Annotated in this window: 18 protein-coding genes; 8 read left to right on the top strand and 10 right to left on the bottom strand. The window is 58.0% G+C overall.

Features of this window, described 5'->3' with window-relative positions; genetic code table 11:
- Positions 1-7 precede the first annotated feature (7 nt).
- From hutH to NKJ21_RS01805, 5 genes are read right to left on the bottom strand one after another with little or no spacing between them, the layout of a single operon-like run.
- Positions 8-1,507 carry a histidine ammonia-lyase gene (hutH, locus tag NKJ21_RS01825; protein WP_022065867.1) on the bottom strand — a complete coding sequence of 500 codons (1,500 nt, stop codon included), beginning with the start codon at positions 1,505-1,507 and terminating at the stop codon, positions 8-10.
- Positions 1,504-2,298, bottom strand: a complete 795-nt coding sequence (locus NKJ21_RS01820) for an ABC transporter ATP-binding protein (RefSeq protein WP_046881566.1) — start codon at positions 2,296-2,298, stop codon at positions 1,504-1,506. Before NKJ21_RS01820 ends, hutH begins: the two co-directional genes overlap by 4 nt.
- 1 nt (position 2,299) lies before the next feature.
- Positions 2,300-3,031, bottom strand: coding sequence for an ABC transporter permease (locus tag NKJ21_RS01815; protein WP_012968438.1), 732 nt, complete (start codon positions 3,029-3,031; stop codon positions 2,300-2,302).
- 9 nt (positions 3,032-3,040) lie between these two features.
- Complete coding sequence (locus NKJ21_RS01810) at positions 3,041-3,760, bottom strand: ABC transporter permease (RefSeq protein ID WP_038422376.1); 720 nt, start codon at positions 3,758-3,760, stop codon at positions 3,041-3,043.
- An 11-nt stretch (positions 3,761-3,771) separates the two neighbouring features.
- Positions 3,772-4,617: a transporter substrate-binding domain-containing protein gene (locus NKJ21_RS01805; protein ID WP_032739671.1), complete on the bottom strand. Its 846-nt coding sequence runs from the start codon at positions 4,615-4,617 to the stop codon at positions 3,772-3,774.
- 210 nt (positions 4,618-4,827) lie between these two features.
- Between NKJ21_RS01805 and NKJ21_RS01800 the strand changes: the two genes are divergently transcribed.
- The 7 genes from NKJ21_RS01800 to osmB all read left to right on the top strand — a co-directional run bounded on the left by NKJ21_RS01800 (position 4,828) and on the right by osmB (position 11,373).
- On the top strand, positions 4,828-5,370 hold the full coding sequence (locus NKJ21_RS01800; protein ID WP_032754131.1) for a HutD family protein: 543 nt from the start codon (positions 4,828-4,830) through the stop codon (positions 5,368-5,370).
- Between the two features lie 199 nt (positions 5,371-5,569).
- Positions 5,570-6,358: an enoyl-ACP reductase FabI gene (gene fabI, locus NKJ21_RS01795; RefSeq protein ID WP_008807797.1), complete on the top strand. Its 789-nt coding sequence runs from the start codon at positions 5,570-5,572 to the stop codon at positions 6,356-6,358.
- 190 nt (positions 6,359-6,548) lie between these two features.
- A complete protein-coding gene (locus NKJ21_RS01790; protein WP_012542042.1) occupies positions 6,549-7,706 on the top strand; it encodes a carboxymuconolactone decarboxylase family protein in 1,158 nt (385 codons plus the stop codon).
- A gap of 81 nt (positions 7,707-7,787) precedes the next feature.
- Positions 7,788-9,722: an exoribonuclease II gene (locus NKJ21_RS01785; protein WP_254732665.1), complete on the top strand. Its 1,935-nt coding sequence runs from the start codon at positions 7,788-7,790 to the stop codon at positions 9,720-9,722.
- Positions 9,723-9,880: 158 nt separating this feature from the next.
- On the top strand, positions 9,881-10,060 hold the full coding sequence (locus tag NKJ21_RS01780; RefSeq protein ID WP_012542045.1) for a hypothetical protein: 180 nt from the start codon (positions 9,881-9,883) through the stop codon (positions 10,058-10,060).
- A 71-nt stretch (positions 10,061-10,131) separates the two neighbouring features.
- Positions 10,132-10,881, top strand: coding sequence for a DNA-binding transcriptional regulator YciT (locus NKJ21_RS01775; protein ID WP_008807793.1), 750 nt, complete (start codon positions 10,132-10,134; stop codon positions 10,879-10,881).
- Positions 10,882-11,154: 273 nt separating this feature from the next.
- On the top strand, positions 11,155-11,373 hold the full coding sequence (osmB, locus tag NKJ21_RS01770) for an osmotically-inducible lipoprotein OsmB (protein ID WP_002901783.1): 219 nt from the start codon (positions 11,155-11,157) through the stop codon (positions 11,371-11,373).
- Positions 11,374-11,502: 129 nt separating this feature from the next.
- On the opposite strand, the gene yciH is transcribed toward osmB, so the two are convergent.
- The 5 genes from yciH to pgpB form a co-directional block, all read right to left on the bottom strand.
- Positions 11,503-11,829 carry a stress response translation initiation inhibitor YciH gene (gene yciH / locus NKJ21_RS01765; protein WP_008807792.1) on the bottom strand — a complete coding sequence of 109 codons (327 nt, stop codon included), beginning with the start codon at positions 11,827-11,829 and terminating at the stop codon, positions 11,503-11,505.
- Positions 11,829-12,566: an orotidine-5'-phosphate decarboxylase gene (gene pyrF, locus NKJ21_RS01760; RefSeq protein WP_239270289.1), complete on the bottom strand. Its 738-nt coding sequence runs from the start codon at positions 12,564-12,566 to the stop codon at positions 11,829-11,831. Before pyrF ends, yciH begins: the two co-directional genes overlap by 1 nt.
- Before the next feature lie 191 nt (positions 12,567-12,757).
- Positions 12,758-13,927 carry a lipopolysaccharide assembly protein LapB gene (gene lapB / locus NKJ21_RS01755; RefSeq protein ID WP_008807790.1) on the bottom strand — a complete coding sequence of 390 codons (1,170 nt, stop codon included), beginning with the start codon at positions 13,925-13,927 and terminating at the stop codon, positions 12,758-12,760.
- 6 nt (positions 13,928-13,933) lie between these two features.
- Entirely contained in the window at positions 13,934-14,242 is a 309-nt protein-coding gene (locus NKJ21_RS01750) for a LapA family protein (RefSeq protein ID WP_012542047.1), read from the bottom strand.
- A 136-nt stretch (positions 14,243-14,378) separates the two neighbouring features.
- The gene (pgpB, locus tag NKJ21_RS01745) at positions 14,379-15,146 is read right to left on the bottom strand and encodes a phosphatidylglycerophosphatase B (protein WP_008807789.1); all 768 of its coding nucleotides are present in this window, start codon (positions 15,144-15,146) and stop codon (positions 14,379-14,381) included.
- Between the two features lie 163 nt (positions 15,147-15,309).
- On the opposite strand from pgpB, the gene ribA reads away from it, so the two are divergent.
- Positions 15,310-15,912: a GTP cyclohydrolase II gene (gene ribA, locus NKJ21_RS01740; protein WP_008807788.1), complete on the top strand. Its 603-nt coding sequence runs from the start codon at positions 15,310-15,312 to the stop codon at positions 15,910-15,912.
- Positions 15,913-15,955: the final 43 nt, after the last annotated feature.

The raw sequence follows: 15,955 nt of genomic DNA, 5'->3' as shown, positions 1-15,955 counted from the left end.
GGTGACGTCATGCCGGCGCGTGGCCAGCGTTCCGCTTGAGGATAGCCACTGCGCTGGCGATGTCCGGTGCCAGCCAGCGATCCTCCTCCCAGCCAGGCACGCTTTGGCGCAGCAGATCGCGCGCCCGACGCGTACCCGCCGCCAGCGTCTGCGGCTCGTGAAAATCGAGCCCCTGGGCCGCGAGTAAATATTCGATACCCAGGATCTGATAGAGGTTGCCGAGCAGGCGCTGCAATTTCAGCGCAGCACTGGTACCCAGGCTTAAATGATCCTCCTGCAAAGCGGAGGTAACAAAATTATCCAGCACCGCCGGCTGCGCCAGCTGCTTATTTTCCGCGCACAGCGACGCGGCGACGTACTGGGCAATCATCATGCCTGAATTCACCCCGGGTCGGGCGACCAGAAACGCTGGCAAGCCGCTCACCAGAGGATTCACCAGCCGGTCAAGACGTCGTTCGGCGATAGCGCCCAGCTCAGCCATGGCAATAGCCAGCAAATCGCAGGCCATTGCCACCGATTCACCATGGGGATGCGCCTGGGACACCACCCGCCACTGCTCAAGGGTGCCCAGGATTAGGGGATTATCGGTACAGGCGTTAAGTTCGATATTTATCTGCGTCTGCGCATGGCTAAACTGATCGCGGCAGGCGCCATGCACCTGAGGCATCGAGCGGAGACTCAGCGCATCCTGGGTGCGAAGACCTTCGCTTTCGGCCAGCAGACGGCTGCCCGCCAGCAGCTCACGCAGCCGCTGGCCGCTGGTCTGGATCCCGGGACTGGCTTTCAGCGCCAGGATCTCGGCATCAAACGCCACAAGCTGGCCGCGCAGCGCTTCAAAGCTCATCGCCCCGGTCACATCGGCCCAGTTCATTAAGCGCTCGGCGTCGTCTAAGGCCAGGCAAGCCAGGCCGGTCATGCACGGCGTACCGTTGACCAGACTGAGCCCCTCTTTCGCTCCCGGCGCGATGGGCTGCAGATTCAGCTGCGACAGGACCTCTGCCGCAGACCACGTTCGCCCTTGCCATAGCACATCGCCGACTCCCATCAGGGCCAGGCCAATGTGAGCCATATGCGTTAAATAGCCAACCGACCCCTGAGAGGGCACCTGGGGGGTGACGCCATGCTGCAAAAACATCAGCAGTTGCTGCACTATCCCGGCGGAAATACCGGATTTACCGTGGCTGAAATTGGCCACCGCGGCGCACATAATGGCCCGGGTTGGGGCGACCTCCAGCAGCGGCCCCACCCCGCAGGCATGACTGAGCAGCGTATTGCGCGACAGCTGGTGTAACTGCGCTTCCGGCAGCGTAATGTTGCACAGCGCCCCCAGCCCGGTGTTGATCCCATAGGCCACCTGACCGGCGCTAACGATATGCTGGACAATCGCCCGCCCCTGCTCGATACGCGCCCAGGCGCTTTCGCTGAGGCTCAAGATCGCCTCGCCCCGGGCGACACAAGCCACCTCCTGCCAGCGTATCGGTGCATCGCCCCACTGGATCATATTCATACGACCTGTCCTGGCTGTTGATGGCTGGAGATAAATTGCTTAAAGCGCGCGGAACCCTGAGTGCCAAATAGCGCCTCAGGCGCACCGTCGCAGTCAATCGTCCCCTGGTGCATAAATACCACCCGGTTGGAGACATGGCGGGCGAATCCCAGTTCGTGGGTGACCACCAGCATCGTCCGCCCCTCTTCCGCCAGGCTGCGCATGACCTTTAACACCTCGCCGACCAGTTCGGGATCCAGCGCTGAGGTGGGTTCATCAAAGAGCATGACGTCTGGCTCCATCGCCAGCGCGCGGGCTATTGCCACGCGCTGCTGTTGGCCGCCGGAGAGCTGTGCCGGATAGAAATCCTTTCGGTTCAACATCCCCACCCGCTCCAGCAGTTGCTCAGCCTGTTCAATGCAGGTCCGTTTATCCCGTTTGAGCACATAATGCGGCCCCTCAATGACATTCTGCAGGACCGTCATATGCGACCACAGGTTAAAACTTTGAAAGACCATCCCCAGCCGCGAACGCAGGCGCTCTATCTGCCGGGGATTCGCCGCCAGCCGATGCCCGCGGGCGTGGTGCTTCATTTCAATCGTCTCGCCACCGACGCTGACCACCCCGGCATCGGGCGTTTCCAGCAGATTAATGCAGCGCAGCAGCGTACTTTTACCGGAGCCGCTGGCGCCGAGGATCGAAATGACATCGCCCTGCCGGGCCTGGAGGGTGATCCCCTTCAGGACATCCAGGGAGCCAAAGGACTTATGAATATCGCTGACCGATAAGGTCACCGGACGTGAATCGAGCATCTTACTCTCCTTTGGTTATCGGCTTGAGCGACACGGTCGCCGGGTTTTGCCGGGTATGCGGCGTTAATCGCCGTTCTAGCAGGGCGTACAGCTGCACAATGATGAAATTAAGCAGCAAATAGATGGCCGCCGCGCAGAGGAATACCTCCATCGTCCGGTAGGTACGCTGAATAATCTGTTGCGCCACCCCGGTGACGTCCCAGACGGTCACCAGGCTTGCCAGCGCCGTCGACTTGACCAGCAGAATGGCCTCCGTGGAGTAGGCTGGCAGTGCATAACGTAGCATCACCGGGGCAATGATCCGCCGCAACAACAGCCAGCGCGACATGCCGCAAGCCTGACCGGCTTCAATCTGACCCGGCGGTATCGCCAGCAACCCGCCGCGAAGAATTTCCGCGGTGTAGGCCGCTGTACAGAGCGCCAGCGCCAGAACGGCGCAGATAAAGGGTTCGCGCAGCAGCGGCCACAGGAAACTGTGACGGATCACCCCAAACTGACCCAGCCCGTAATAAATGAGAAACAGCTGGATCAGCAATGGCGAACCGCGAAAGATCAGGATATAGCCTTTGGCGAAACCGCTAGCCAGCGGCCAGTGGCTCATTCGCAGCGCTAAAACGCCGAGGGCCAGTACGCCGCCGAGGATAAAAGAGCAAATAAAGAGCCCCAGCGTCACCGGCAGCGCCGCGCCGAGCTTCAATAACGTCTCACCGAGGAAGGCAAAATCGATAAACATACGGGCTCCTTACGCCTGCGCGGCGCTGCGACGCAGCCAGGCGCGGTTGAGATGGCTCTCCGCCCGGGTAAACGCGCGGTTAGAGAGCAGCGTCAGGATCAGATAACAGCCGCCGCCGATCAGATAGAACAGGAAATAATCGCGGGTCGAGCCAGCGGCAATCTGGCTGGCGCGCATCAGCTCAACGATGCCGGTCACCGATACCAGCGCCGAATCTTTGAGGCTCATTTGCCACACGTTGGATAACCCAGGCAGCGAATAACGGATAATCTGCGGCAACAGAATGCGCTGCAGGATCCGCCAGTGCGGCATGCCGATAGCGGTAGCCGCCTCCACTTCACCGGGCATCAGCGCCAGGCGAGCAGCACGGTAGACTTCCGCCTGATACGAGGAGGAGATCAAACCAATCGCCAGGGCGCCAATCAGAAAGGGCGGAACCTCAATAAAACCGTCAGCGCCAAACAGTCGCCCCACCCATGAAATCATCCCTGAGCCGCCAAAATAGAACAGGTAGATCACCAGTAACTCAGGGATACCGCGGAATACTACCGACCAGGCGGCGCCAAACCAGCGCGCTGGCGCATGCCGGGACAGCTTTGCGGCGGCAATGACGCCGCCTACCCCGGCACCGACGGCCAGCGCGGCGAGCGACAGCAGCAACGTGGTCAGCGTGGCACTGAGGATCAGCGTCCCCCACCCGTTTTCACCAAAACTCAGAAGATTCAACATGAGAGCCTCACTCAGGGGGTAACGTCGCTTTTAAACCATTTCTCGCTCAGTTTTTTTACCGTCCCATCGGCCAGCGCCGCCCGAATGGCGCTATCCAGTTTCGCTTTGAGATCGGTATCGGTGAGGCGCACGCCCATCGCCTCACCGCCTCCCCAGATCGGCCCGCTCATCAGCGGACCGCTCAATGCCAGATTGTTATTCTCCGGTCGCGACAGGGTGGTGTTGGCAAAGGTAATATCATCAAACACCGCATCGATGCGCTCAGCCTGCAGGTCGAGGATCGCATCCGCTGAGTTGTTATATTCCCTGATGTCAGCGATATCCTTGAAATACTTATCAATAAACGGGGTGTACACGGTGCCGGAAGCGATGCCGATAGTTTTCCCTTTCAACGCCGCGCGCAGAGGCGCAATCGCCGCCTGAATCTCTTTCTCATCATCATGAAGCTTGACCGTCGGAGACGGAGGGAGCAGCGACCCTTTTACCGCAATGAAAGAGGCCGGCGTGGCAGCGTAGGCCTGGGTAAACGCCACGACCTTCGATCGCTCCGGGGTGACGACAATAGCGTCCATGATCACGTCATATTTTCCGGCGTTAAGTCCGGCAATCATGCCATCCCAGTTCTGTACCACCAGCTTGCATTCGATCTGCATCCGCTGGCATAAATTCGCCATGAGCTCAGGTTCGAAGCCGCTCAACTTCCCTCCGGGAAGCGTCAGGTTCCAGGGTTCATAGCCGCCTTCCGTAGCGATGGTGATTGATTTCCACTCTTTAGCGTATGTTGAGCCACCAGACAGCAGTAGCCCCGAAAACAGGGTGACCAGGCAGGCCTGGCGGAAAGTAATACGCTGTTGCATTTTCATTCTCCCGATCGCGTTTTGTCATGATGGCTCTGGTCACTGCGATAAGATAATTCGTAGATGACTGCTCATGTATATACAAGCATTGACAAACCCACACACGCGCTCGATGATGGATTTGTGAGCCCTGTTGTAAATAATTTGTAAGCATGTTGCGACACGCTTGTAACAAAAACCATCCACCCTCTGAATTCCGCCGAGCAGACCATGATCTTTTTTTTTGATATCGCCACCTTACCCATCACGCCGTGGAAGAACGGTGCCGGTGCCACCCGGGAAATTATCGCCGTTCCTTCCACAGACGCCCCCTTTCTCTGGCGAGCCAGCATCGCCACTTTGCAGGCGGATGGTCCTTTTTCCCCCTTCCCCGGCGTCGACCGGGTGATCACCCTGCTGGCGGGACAACCGCTACGACTGTGCGGCGGGGACATCGACCATCCGCTGACGCTCTGGCAGCCGTGGGCGTTCCCCGGCGAATGGGCGCTGTCCAGCGTCGGGATCGTTGAGCCAGGGCTGGACTTCAATATCATGACCCAGCGCGGACGTGCCTCGGCGAGAGTAAAGGTGATAAACGACCAGCAACGCCCTGCTACTGAGGGAGTCGCTTATGTTCTTCAGGGCGAGTGGGATCTGGCCGGGCAGCGAAGTGCGGCCGGCAGCGGTCTCTGCTGGCGCGGTGAATCCCCTGGCGAGCTGCAGCCCCTCAGTGCCAACGGGTGTCTGCTGCTGGCGGAGATCGCGCTCAAATAATCATCAGAAGAGAGAGTATACTGGAGCTATCGCGATACGCTTTTGCTCCGCACGCCGCGGGCGCGGCTGAAAAATATCGTGACACAAGGGGTCGTCAGTGGGATATAATTCCCGGCTAAATTTGAGTTATTTTGAAATAACAATGTTAACGTTATGATTGTTAAAGTAAAAATAAGCAATAACGATAAGGATTAAAGCTATGGGTTTTCTTTCCGGTAAGCGCATTTTGATCACTGGCGTCGCCAGCAAACTGTCCATCGCCTACGGTATTGCGCAAGCAATGCACCGCGAAGGCGCGGAACTGGCATTCACCTATCAGAATGAAAAACTGAAAGGTCGCGTAGAAGAATTTGCTGCCGCGCTGGGTTCTGACATTGTGCTGCCGTGCGACGTTGCTGAAGATGAGAGCATCACCGCGCTGTTCACCGAGCTGGAAAAAGTCTGGCCGAAATTCGATGGTTTCGTCCACTCTATCGGTTTTGCCCCGGCTGACCAGTTAGACGGCGACTACGTTGACGTTGTCACCCGCGACGGTTTTAAAATCGCGCACGACATCAGCGCCTACAGCTTCGTGGCGATGGCCAAAGCCTGCCGCAGCATGCTGAACCCGGGCTCTGCTCTGCTGACGCTCTCCTACCTGGGCGCAGAGCGCGCGATCCCGAACTACAACGTAATGGGTCTGGCCAAAGCCTCTCTGGAAGCTAACGTCCGCTATATGGCTAACGCCATGGGTCCGGAAGGCGTTCGCGTTAACGCCATCTCTGCCGGTCCGATCCGTACGCTGGCTGCTTCTGGCATTAAAGATTTCCGTAAAATGCTGGCGCACTGCGAAGCGGTCACCCCGATCCGTCGCACCGTCACCATTGAAGATGTGGGCAACAGCGCAGCCTTCCTGTGCTCTAACCTGTCCGCGGGTATCTCCGGTGAAGTCGTTCACGTTGACGGCGGGTTCAATATCGCCGCCATGAACGAGCTGGAACTGAAGTAAGTTCTTTCCCTCCTCACCCCGGTGAGGAGGGTTCTTCCTTCCCCCCATCCCTTACGCTCCCCCTGTTATTCCAATCGGCTATTTGTTAGCACGTATCAATATTTTCTCCTGCTTCCGGGTTACGCCAGGATAGTTCTGCATAAACGATCCGCGGAACGGCGGTTCGCCACATACCGAACAAGGAAAGCCCATGGAGCCACGCCGCGTGAATGGCAAAAACCACTGGTATCACGAAACCCAGTCAACAATCTGCCCGGTGGATGTTCTACCGCTTGTCCCTGAAGCCGCCCATGTTGAAGACCGCTTTTTGCTGGACCTGACGCTGCCGGAAGCCTGGCTACACATCCACGCAGGCTGGCTGCACCCCGCTCGCCAGCTGGCAGAGCGGTTGTTTCCCGACCAGGTGGCGGTGAGTCGCCTGCAGACCTTTACCGCCTACGATCGCCTGAGCACCGCGCTGACTGTCGCCCAGGTTTATGGTGTCCAGCGGTTGTGTAACCACTATGCCGCCCGCCTGGCTCCCCTCCCTGGCCCTGACTCTTCGCGCGAGAGCAACCGTCGCCTGGCGCAGATCACTCAGTATGCTCGTCAGCTCGCCAGTTCGCCCTCCGTCATTAACGCCCTCTCGCGCAGCCAGCTGGACGAAGTGGGTTTAACCAGCCGGGATATTATCCTGATCAACCAGATTATCGGTTTCGTGGGCTTCCAGGCCCGGGCGATTGCCGTCCTGCAGGCGGCGCTGGGCTATCCGGTGCGCTGGATCCCCGGCATGCCTCAGCAAGAGGAGGCCCCTGCCGAACTGTTCACCGCGCCACCAGGAGAGTGGCAGAGCGACCTTGAGGATCCCGATCTGCAGTATGCCGATGATGAGCGCCAGCGGCGCATCGCCGGCTGGCAGTCGCTGCCCGGTCTGGGTGAGCTGGCCCCACTGCTGGCCTGCGACCCACCGTTGTTCACGCCTCTGGAGACCTTGATCCGCCAGCTCAGCACGGATGATACCTTTGGCCCGCAGGTCGCCTTACTCGCGGCGCGCACCAATGGCAGCCCCACCTGTTTTGACGCCTGGCTCCCCCACTGGCAGGGTGAAGAGGAGTTCGCCAGTCATCTGCGGGAGGGCGACCAGGCCCTCCATCACTGGCTCCAGCAGCATCCTCAGTCCCGGTCTCTCGTGACCGCGGTGCAGCTGTTAACCCGCTCGCCGGACCGGTTTAGCGCCGCCCAGTTAACGCCCCTCGCGGAATATGGACTCTCTGCGGAACAAGCGATCGATCTGTTGACCTGGAGCGGGCTGTGCGGATGGATGAATCGTCTGAAAATCGCCCTCGGCAATGTGCGTCAGCAGACGTAAATTGCTGAAACAGCGCTTGCTGCGGCAGGCATATTCGCGTAAAAATGTCAGCCGCTCTTTTAGCCACGAAAATACCTAATTATGTTTCAGGATAACCCGCTGCTAGCGCAGCTTAAACAGCAACTGCATTCCCAGACGCCGCGCGCGGAAGGGGTCGTTAAGGGCACGGAAAAGGGCTTTGGCTTCCTCGAAGTGGACGCTCAGAAGAGCTACTTCATTCCGCCGCCGCAGATGAAAAAAGTGATGCATGGCGACCGTATCGTCGCGGTGATCCATTCTGAAAAAGATCGCGAAAGCGCCGAACCAGAAACCCTGGTTGAGCCGTTCCTGACCCGTTTCGTCGGTAAAGTCCAGAAGAAAGACGATCGCCTCGCTATCGTTCCTGACCATCCGCTGCTGAAAGATGCCATTCCCTGCCGCGCCGCCCGTGGCGTTGAGCATGATTTCAAACAGGGTGACTGGGCCGTCGCCGAGATGCGCCGTCATCCGTTAAAAGGCGACCGCGGGTTTTACGCGGAGCTGACCCAGTTCATCACCTTCAGCGACGATCACTTCGTCCCCTGGTGGGTAACCCTGGCGCGCCATAACCTCGAAAAAGAAGCGCCGGACGGCGTGGCCACGGAAATGCTCGATGAAGGGCTGACGCGCCGCGATTTAACCGCTCTCGACTTCGTCACTATCGACAGCGCCAGCACCGAAGATATGGACGATGCGTTGTACGTCGAATCCACTGCTGATGGCAAACTGCTGCTGACGGTCGCCATTGCTGACCCGACCGCCTGGATTGCCGAAGGTAGCAAGCTGGATAAGGCCGCAAAAGTGCGCGCCTTTACCAACTATCTGCCGGGCTTCAATATTCCGATGCTGCCCCGCGAGCTGTCAGACGACCTGTGCTCCCTGCGCGCTGACGAAGTGCGCCCGGTGCTGGCCTGCCAGATGACTCTGGCGGCCGATGGCACCATCGAAGACAACATCGAGTTCTTTGCCGCCACCATCGAGTCGAAAGCCAAGCTGGCCTATGACGATGTCTCTGACTGGCTGGAAGGCCGCGGCAGCTGGCAGCCGGGCAGCGACGCGATCGCGCAGCAAATTACACTGTTGAAGGACGTGTGCCAGCGTCGTAGCGAATGGCGTCAGACCCATGCGCTGGTGTTCAAAGACCGTCCGGACTACCGTTTCGTTCTTGGCGAAAAAGGCGAAGTGCTGGATATCGTCGCGGAACCACGTCGCATTGCCAACCGTATTGTCGAAGAGTCGATGATCGCCGCCAACATCTGTGCCGCCCGCGTTCTGCGCGACAAGCTCGGCTTCGGCGTTTATAACGTCCATACCGGCTTCGACCCGGCGAATACCGAACAGCTGGCGGCGCTGCTGAAAACCCACGACGTGCACGTCGACCCGACGGAGGTGCTGACGCTGGAAGGGTTCTGCAAGCTGCGCCGGGAACTGGACGCCCAGCCGACCGGATTCCTCGACAGCCGCATCCGCCGCTTCCAGTCGTTTGCGGAAATCAGCACCGAGCCGGGCCCGCACTTTGGCCTCGGCCTTGAGGCCTATGCCACCTGGACCTCGCCGATCCGTAAATATGGCGACATGATCAACCACCGTCTGCTGAAGGCCATCATCAAAGGCGAGACCATTGCGCGCCCGCAGGATGATGCCACCGTACAGATGGCGGAGCGCCGTCGTCTTAACCGGATGGCAGAGCGCGACGTCGCCGACTGGCTGTATGCCCGTTTCCTCAACGATAAAGCCGGGACCGATACCCGTTTTGCGGCGGAGATCATCGACATCAGCCGCGGCGGGATGCGCGTGCGCCTGGTGGACAATGGCGCGGTCGCCTTTATTCCGGCCCCCTTCCTCCACGCCGTTCGCGACGAACTGGTGTGCAGCCAGGAGAACGGCACCGTGCAGATCAAGGGCGAGGTGGTCTACAAAGTGACTGACGTTATCGATGTCACCATCGCCGAAGTCCGCATGGAAACCCGCAGCATTATTGCGCGTCCGGCAGTCTGACGCCTCTTCACAGCGGTTCCTCCGGGAACCGCTGCTTCTTTCCTCTCCATCCTGCTATTTCCGTCGCACCGATTAAGGTTGTGCGTTTTTTTCGCTTCTCTTTTTCATCCATTTTTAGCATCATTGATTTCATTCGTTTTTGTTACCAGGATAATGCCATGTCAGATGTGAATGCCCACCTGCTCGCCCAACGTATCGATACCGTGCTGGATATTCTGGTTGCCGGTGATTACCACTCTGCGATCCATAATCTGGAAATCCTCAAAGCGGAGCTGCTGGCACTGGCGGCGGACGACGCTGAGCAAAAAAACCAGCCCAAGGCTCCCTGGGAAATCTGATTATCGCCCATGCCGCAACCGGTGACTCATACCGGTTGCTCGCCATATAGCCCCCTAACAGTGATGTTGCTATGAACGCCCGACAACAAAGTATTTTGCAAGTGGTCATTGATAAAGGCCGGATGAGCGTTGCCGATCTGGCGAAGATGACCGGTGTCTCAGAGGTCACCATTCGCCAGGATCTGAATCTGCTGGAAAAGCAGAGCTATTTGCGCCGCACCCATGGCTATGCAGTCCCACTAGACAGTGAAGATGTTGAAACCCGCATGATGACCCATTTCGCCATTAAACGTGAACTGGCCAGCCGGGCGGCGGCGCTGGTGAGCGCCGGCGAAACGGTATTCATCGAAAACGGCAGCAGCAACGCCCTGCTGGCGCGCACCCTCGCCGAACGCGGCGATATCACCATCATAACCGTCAGCAGCTATATCGCCCATCTGCTGAAAGAGACGCCGGGAGAGGTGATCCTGCTGGGCGGGATTTACCAGAAACGCAGTGAAAGCATGGTGGGCCCGCTGACCCGCCAGTTCATCCAGCAGGTGCATTTCAGCAAAGCCTTCATCGGGATCGATGGCTGGCAGGCAGAAACCGGCTTTACCGGTCGCGATATGATGCGTGCGGATGTGGTTAACGCCGTGCTGGAAAAGCACTGTGAAGCGATTATTCTCAGCGACAGCTCGAAATTCAGCGCGGTTCATCCCTATCCCCTCGGTCCCGCCGGGCGCTTTAACCGCGTTATTACCGACGATCGCCTGCCGGCCGCCTGCCGCGACCAGTTACTGCACAGCGGCCTGACCGTCGATATCGTGCCATACGTCTGATCTTTACCCGCCCCGAGCCATGCCAATGCGCCATTCGGGGCGATATTACGCTCTGAGAGTATTCCGAGCCGCTAATTAAGATTTTTTACCTGACGATACATTTAAAAAAAAGTAAAATTATTATTAGCGATATAACAGGAAGTGACTATCACCTGCGTGATTTTCGTGACACCTGCGCACCCTAACTTCATGGAATTGCCCTAAAGCTGCTATTTCAGGCTATGCTTAAAGGAGCGTAGTATCCATGAATAGATTATTCAGGAGAAAAAAATGATGACTTCAACGAGCAAAAAAATGGCTGCCGTCGTTCTGGCTGTCACTGTAGCAATGTCTCTGAGCGCTTGTTCTAACATGTCTAAACGCGACCGTAACACCGCTATCGGTGCTGGCGCCGGCGCCATCGGTGGTGCGGTGTTAACTGACGGTAGCGCACTCGGAACCCTGGGTGGCGCGGCGGTCGGTGGTATTATTGGTCACCAGGTTGGCAAATAATATAATTACCTGACGAAATAAAAGAATAATTCACACGAATTGACTTACGCACGTTAAATCATTCAAGGCCGCGGCATTCACCGCGGCCTTGTTATTTCAGCATTACTTTAATTATTGCCGAAATAGCACTCAGCCACCGGCTAACTTAACCTTCATTCCTTTCGCCTCGAGCAGCGATTTGAGCAAATCCCGTTTGTCACCCTGGATCTCGATCACGCCATCTTTCACCGCGCCGCCGCAGCCACATTTCTTTTTCAGCTCTGCAGCCAGGGCGTTCAGCGCGGCATCGTCAGCATCGATGCCGCTAATCAGGCACACGCCTTTGCCCTTGCGACCGCTGGTCTGGCGCTGAATACGAACAATACCATCGCCTTTAGGCCGCACCGGCGCCGGTTTCGCTTCGTCGATACGCCCGGTTTCCGTGGAGTAGACCAGGCGGCTATTGGAATCGCTCATTATGCCTCCTTTGACAACGAGACGTTGATTGCCCGCAGCGTTGCGGCAGGATCGGCCGACTGAGTGACCGGGCGACCAATAACCATATAATCCACCCCCGCCGCCTGGGCCTGCTCGGGGGTCATAATCCGCCGCTGATCCCCGGCCTCGCTCCCCTGCGGACGGATCCCCGGGGTCACCAGCTTAAACGCCTGCCCCAGCTCCTGTTTGAAGCGCACCGCCTCCTGAGCTGAGCACACGACCCCGTCAAGACCACAGCGTTGGGTCAGCGCTGCCAGCTTCGCCGCGTAATCAGCCGGGGATAAGGTAATGCCCAGTTCCTGCAGGTCGCTGGCCTCCATGCTGGTGAGTACGGTGACAGCGATCAGCAGCGGAGCCTCTTTACCAAACGGCAGCAGCGCTTCACGCGCGGCGGTCATCATCCGCGCGCCGCCGGAGGCATGGACATTCACCATCCATACGCCGAGTTCGGCCGCCGCCGCCACCGCGCGGGCCGTGGTATTGGGGATATCGTGAAACTTAAGGTCAAGGAACACCTCAAACCCGCGCTGGTGCAGATCGCGAACAAACTGCGGGCCCAACAGGGTGAACATCTCTTTGCCCACCTTCAGGCGGCAGTCTCGCGGGTCGATGCGGTCGACAAATGCCAGCGCTTTATCGCGATTATCATAGTCGAGCGCAACCACAACGGGAGAGGATGTGACAGCGCGGGAAGATGTGATAGCTGTAGACGTCATGACCAGACCTTAGTGTTGATGGGCGCCAGGGCGGCGCAAAAAAGGTAAACGGGCAGCATTCTACCTGTGATGCTAACAAAATAACAGACTGCTGTAGTAGCGCTGGCCGGACGATGGCGCTGCCGGGGCCGCGTCTGGAGAGGAGAAAAACGATGAGTATGTTGTAACTAATGGAGGGATTTTTTTTGACTTTATTGGCCGTCGAGACCGCGAATGGGTTTGATGGTGGCCCACGAGCGGCAGGATGGGCAGTGCCAGTAGAGCGTATGAGCAGTAAAGCCGCATTTCTGGCAGCGATAGCGCGGTTTGCTGCGCACCTGCTCGCCGACCATGTTTCTTAGCACCCCGAGGCTTTCTTTCGCGCGCCCTTCTTCCGCTTCGTTGAGATGGTAGTCCATCAGCTTATGGAAGACGCGCATGGTCGGGTGACGTTCCAGCTGCCGGGTAACGTAGTTTTGCGCGGCTTCGACCCCTTCCCGTTGCTCGAGGATCTGCGCCAGCATCAGTTCAGCGGTGGCCCCGGTGTTCTCATCCACACAACGGCGCAGGAAAACCTCCCACTCTTCGGCTTTACCCAGTTGCTGGTAGCAGGTCTGCAGCATCTCCAGCGTCTCACCGACCAGCTCTTTATCCTGATCGATAACCCGCTCAAGGCTCTCTACCGCTTTGGCGTAATCACCCTTTTCCATCCACACCCGGCCCATCATTATTGAGACCCGGGCGCTGTTGCGGTCTGCTGCGGCGCCTTTCTTCAGCAGCGCCATCGCTTTATCCAGATCGTTGGCCGCCATCTGCTGCAGGGCCAGTTCACACCAGAAATTGGCGATTTCGCCACGATGTTTCTCTTTACCCAGCTTCACCAGCCGTTCAGCGACTTCGATCGCTGACTGCCAGTCGCTGGTCGCCTGGTAGATCTGCAGCAGCTGCTGCAGAGCGCTCAGTCGGAAATCGGTCTCATCCACCAGCTGTTTGAACATATCTTCCGCACGATCGTACAACCCGGCGGCCATATAGTCGCGCCCCAACTGCTGGACGGCCAGCAGGCGCTGATCGTAGGTTAACGATGCGCTTTCCATCAGGCTCTGATGAATACGGATCGCGCGGTCAACCTCGCCGCGCGAGCGGAACAGGTTACCGAGCGTCAGGTGGGCCTCAACGGTGCCGGTATCCTCTTTCAACATATCAAGGAACAGATCGACGGCTTTATCCTGCTGGTTGCTGAGCAGGAAGTTAACCCCCGCCACGTAATCCCGTGACAGGCGGTTGGCATCGTCCTGTTTGGACTGTTGTGCACTTCTGCGCCCCATGTACCAGCCGTAGGCGGCGGCAACGGGTAAAAGCAGAAACAACAACTCCAGCATAAGAGGTTATTCCTTCACGGCAGGCACGCCTGCGTCGACAGCGACCGGGCTGACGGGGGCAATCTGGTGCTCAAGGCGCTTAATTTTTCGCTCCGCGCGCGCCAGCGAGACACGCACCCGCAGCCAGAACAATCCGCAGATCAGCCAGCCAATGGCAAAGCCTGCGGCGAACAGCACCGCCAGCAGCGTCGAAATGCGGAATTCACCCTGCGCGAGTAAATAGTTGAACGTGACCTGTTGGTCATTCTGCGCCCCCAGCGTCACTGAAATGACGAAGATTGCTAGCACCAGTAAGAAAATGAGTAAATATTTCACATGACTTCCCGTTATGTGGGTTGCGCGAAAAAAAGCCCGCTTTCAGCCCTATAAAGTATCATTTTCGCCGCAGCGGTGGAATGAAAAAGCATGGCAACTGTACAGGATATGCGGTCGGATGCCGCTAAAATCAACATTATTCTGCTTCGGGCATCCGTTTTTTAATATCCTGCGCCTCTTCTCCCGGCGGCGAGAGCGGCCCGCACAGGCGCTGCGTCAACCAGCAGGCCACCGTGACCAACAGCCAGGAGATCAGCGTGGCGACAATGAGATCCAGCGGCCAGTGCATGCCCAGCGCCAGGCGACTGCCCATCACCGCCGTCGCCCATACCAGCAGCACGGCGACCGTGCCCCAACGCCGACGCGGCCACAGCAGCCCGGCGGCCAGCAGCGCCCAGCTGGCGGCGAACATCGTGTGACCCGACGGGAAAGCAAAGCCTGTCTCTTTCTGCCAGTGCTTGCGTAAAAACGGCGGAATGTCCTGCGCCTGCGCCAGCTGGGCATGCACCAGTTTAGCGCGTTCTTTACGCTTCAACGCATAGAATTGCGTCACCGGCACCTGTCTTGAGTTTTCCAGCCAGATGACAAAGGGTCTCGGCTCCTGAACCCGCGCTTTGACCCAGGATTTAACCCCCTGTCCCACCAGGATGGCGGCGGCAAGAATCAGGAACAGGATCAGTGCCGCGCGCAGCCGGTAGCGAAGACACCAGAGAAACCAGCCGCACAGAGCAACATGCGTGATAATTCCCCACGGCTGCGTCACCGTTTCCGTCACCCACCAGAGGGTTTTCAACATAGCAACCGGCAGTCCTGGCTGCCACAGCCAACCAGACAGCCAGACCGTAACAGGCATAACAAGCAGCAGCGCCGCCGCGAGAGCGGTTCGTCGGGCAATCAACAGCATTTTCTCTCCTTCTCCTTGTAGATGAACATCATAGCGGAAAGTAGTTCGTTTGTGCGCTTTCCACGCGGCTAACCGTTCGCGATTAGGAGAACGTCCCGGCCTTGTGGCAAAATAGCGGCAAACAGAAAGCACATTCAGGTGCTGACAGAATCTGGAGAATCACATGCAGCTTAAACGTGTGGCAGAAGCCAAACTGCCAACCCCATGGGGCGATTTCCTGATGGTGGGTTTTGAAGAACTGGCAACCGGACAAGATCATGTCGCGCTGGTGTATGGCGATATCTCGGGGCAGTCGCCGGTCCTGGCCCGCGTCCATTCAGAGTGTTTGACGGGCGATGCCCTGTTTAGCCTGCGCTGTGATTGCGGCTTTCAGCTGGAAGCGGCCCTGTCGCATATCGCCGAAGAAGGTCGGGGGATCCTGCTCTATCACCGCCAGGAAGGACGCAACATTGGTTTATTGAATAAAATCCGCGCCTACGCGCTGCAGGATCAGGGCTACGACACCGTTGAGGCGAACCATCAGCTGGGCTTCGCCGCCGATGAGCGCGACTTCACCCTGTGCGCCGATATGTTCAAACTGCTCAACGTTGAGCAGGTTCGGTTATTAACCAATAACCCGAAAAAAGTGGAAATTCTTACCGAAGCCGGGATCAACATTGTGGAGCGGGTACCGCTGATCGTCGGGCGTAACCCGAAAAATGCTCACTACCTGGATACTAAAGCCGCCAAAATGGGCCATTTGCTGAACAGCAAGCCGGCGGAATAAACCGATTGAATAAAAGAGAAAGGGCCAGCGATGCTGGCCCTTT

Origin of the sequence: Klebsiella sp. SWET4 (genome assembly GCF_024296565.1) — a bacterium.
Taxonomy (GTDB): Bacteria; Pseudomonadota; Gammaproteobacteria; order Enterobacterales; family Enterobacteriaceae; genus Klebsiella; species Klebsiella variicola.
This window is presented reverse-complemented; position numbering and strand designations above follow the sequence as displayed.

Excerpts from the sequence above, each read along its gene's own strand:
- hutH (WP_022065867.1), bottom strand. The coding sequence starts at position 1,507 with ATGAATATGATCCAGTGGGGCGATGCACCGATACGCTGGCAGGAGGTG.
- NKJ21_RS01820 (WP_046881566.1), bottom strand. The coding sequence starts at position 2,298 with ATGCTCGATTCACGTCCGGTGACCTTATCGGTCAGCGATATTCATAAG.
- NKJ21_RS01815 (WP_012968438.1), bottom strand. The coding sequence starts at position 3,031 with ATGTTTATCGATTTTGCCTTCCTCGGTGAGACGTTATTGAAGCTCGGC.
- NKJ21_RS01810 (WP_038422376.1), bottom strand. The coding sequence starts at position 3,760 with ATGTTGAATCTTCTGAGTTTTGGTGAAAACGGGTGGGGGACGCTGATC.
- NKJ21_RS01805 (WP_032739671.1), bottom strand. The coding sequence starts at position 4,617 with ATGCAACAGCGTATTACTTTCCGCCAGGCCTGCCTGGTCACCCTGTTT.
- NKJ21_RS01800 (WP_032754131.1), top strand. The coding sequence starts at position 4,828 with ATGATCTTTTTTTTTGATATCGCCACCTTACCCATCACGCCGTGGAAG.
- fabI (WP_008807797.1), top strand. The coding sequence starts at position 5,570 with ATGGGTTTTCTTTCCGGTAAGCGCATTTTGATCACTGGCGTCGCCAGC.
- NKJ21_RS01790 (WP_012542042.1), top strand. The coding sequence starts at position 6,549 with ATGGAGCCACGCCGCGTGAATGGCAAAAACCACTGGTATCACGAAACC.
- NKJ21_RS01785 (WP_254732665.1), top strand. The coding sequence starts at position 7,788 with ATGTTTCAGGATAACCCGCTGCTAGCGCAGCTTAAACAGCAACTGCAT.
- NKJ21_RS01780 (WP_012542045.1), top strand. The coding sequence starts at position 9,881 with ATGTCAGATGTGAATGCCCACCTGCTCGCCCAACGTATCGATACCGTG.
- NKJ21_RS01775 (WP_008807793.1), top strand. The coding sequence starts at position 10,132 with ATGAACGCCCGACAACAAAGTATTTTGCAAGTGGTCATTGATAAAGGC.
- osmB (WP_002901783.1), top strand. The coding sequence starts at position 11,155 with ATGACTTCAACGAGCAAAAAAATGGCTGCCGTCGTTCTGGCTGTCACT.
- yciH (WP_008807792.1), bottom strand. The coding sequence starts at position 11,829 with ATGAGCGATTCCAATAGCCGCCTGGTCTACTCCACGGAAACCGGGCGT.
- pyrF (WP_239270289.1), bottom strand. The coding sequence starts at position 12,566 with ATGACGTCTACAGCTATCACATCTTCCCGCGCTGTCACATCCTCTCCC.
- lapB (WP_008807790.1), bottom strand. The coding sequence starts at position 13,927 with ATGCTGGAGTTGTTGTTTCTGCTTTTACCCGTTGCCGCCGCCTACGGC.
- pgpB (WP_008807789.1), bottom strand. The coding sequence starts at position 15,146 with ATGCTGTTGATTGCCCGACGAACCGCTCTCGCGGCGGCGCTGCTGCTT.
- ribA (WP_008807788.1), top strand. The coding sequence starts at position 15,310 with ATGCAGCTTAAACGTGTGGCAGAAGCCAAACTGCCAACCCCATGGGGC.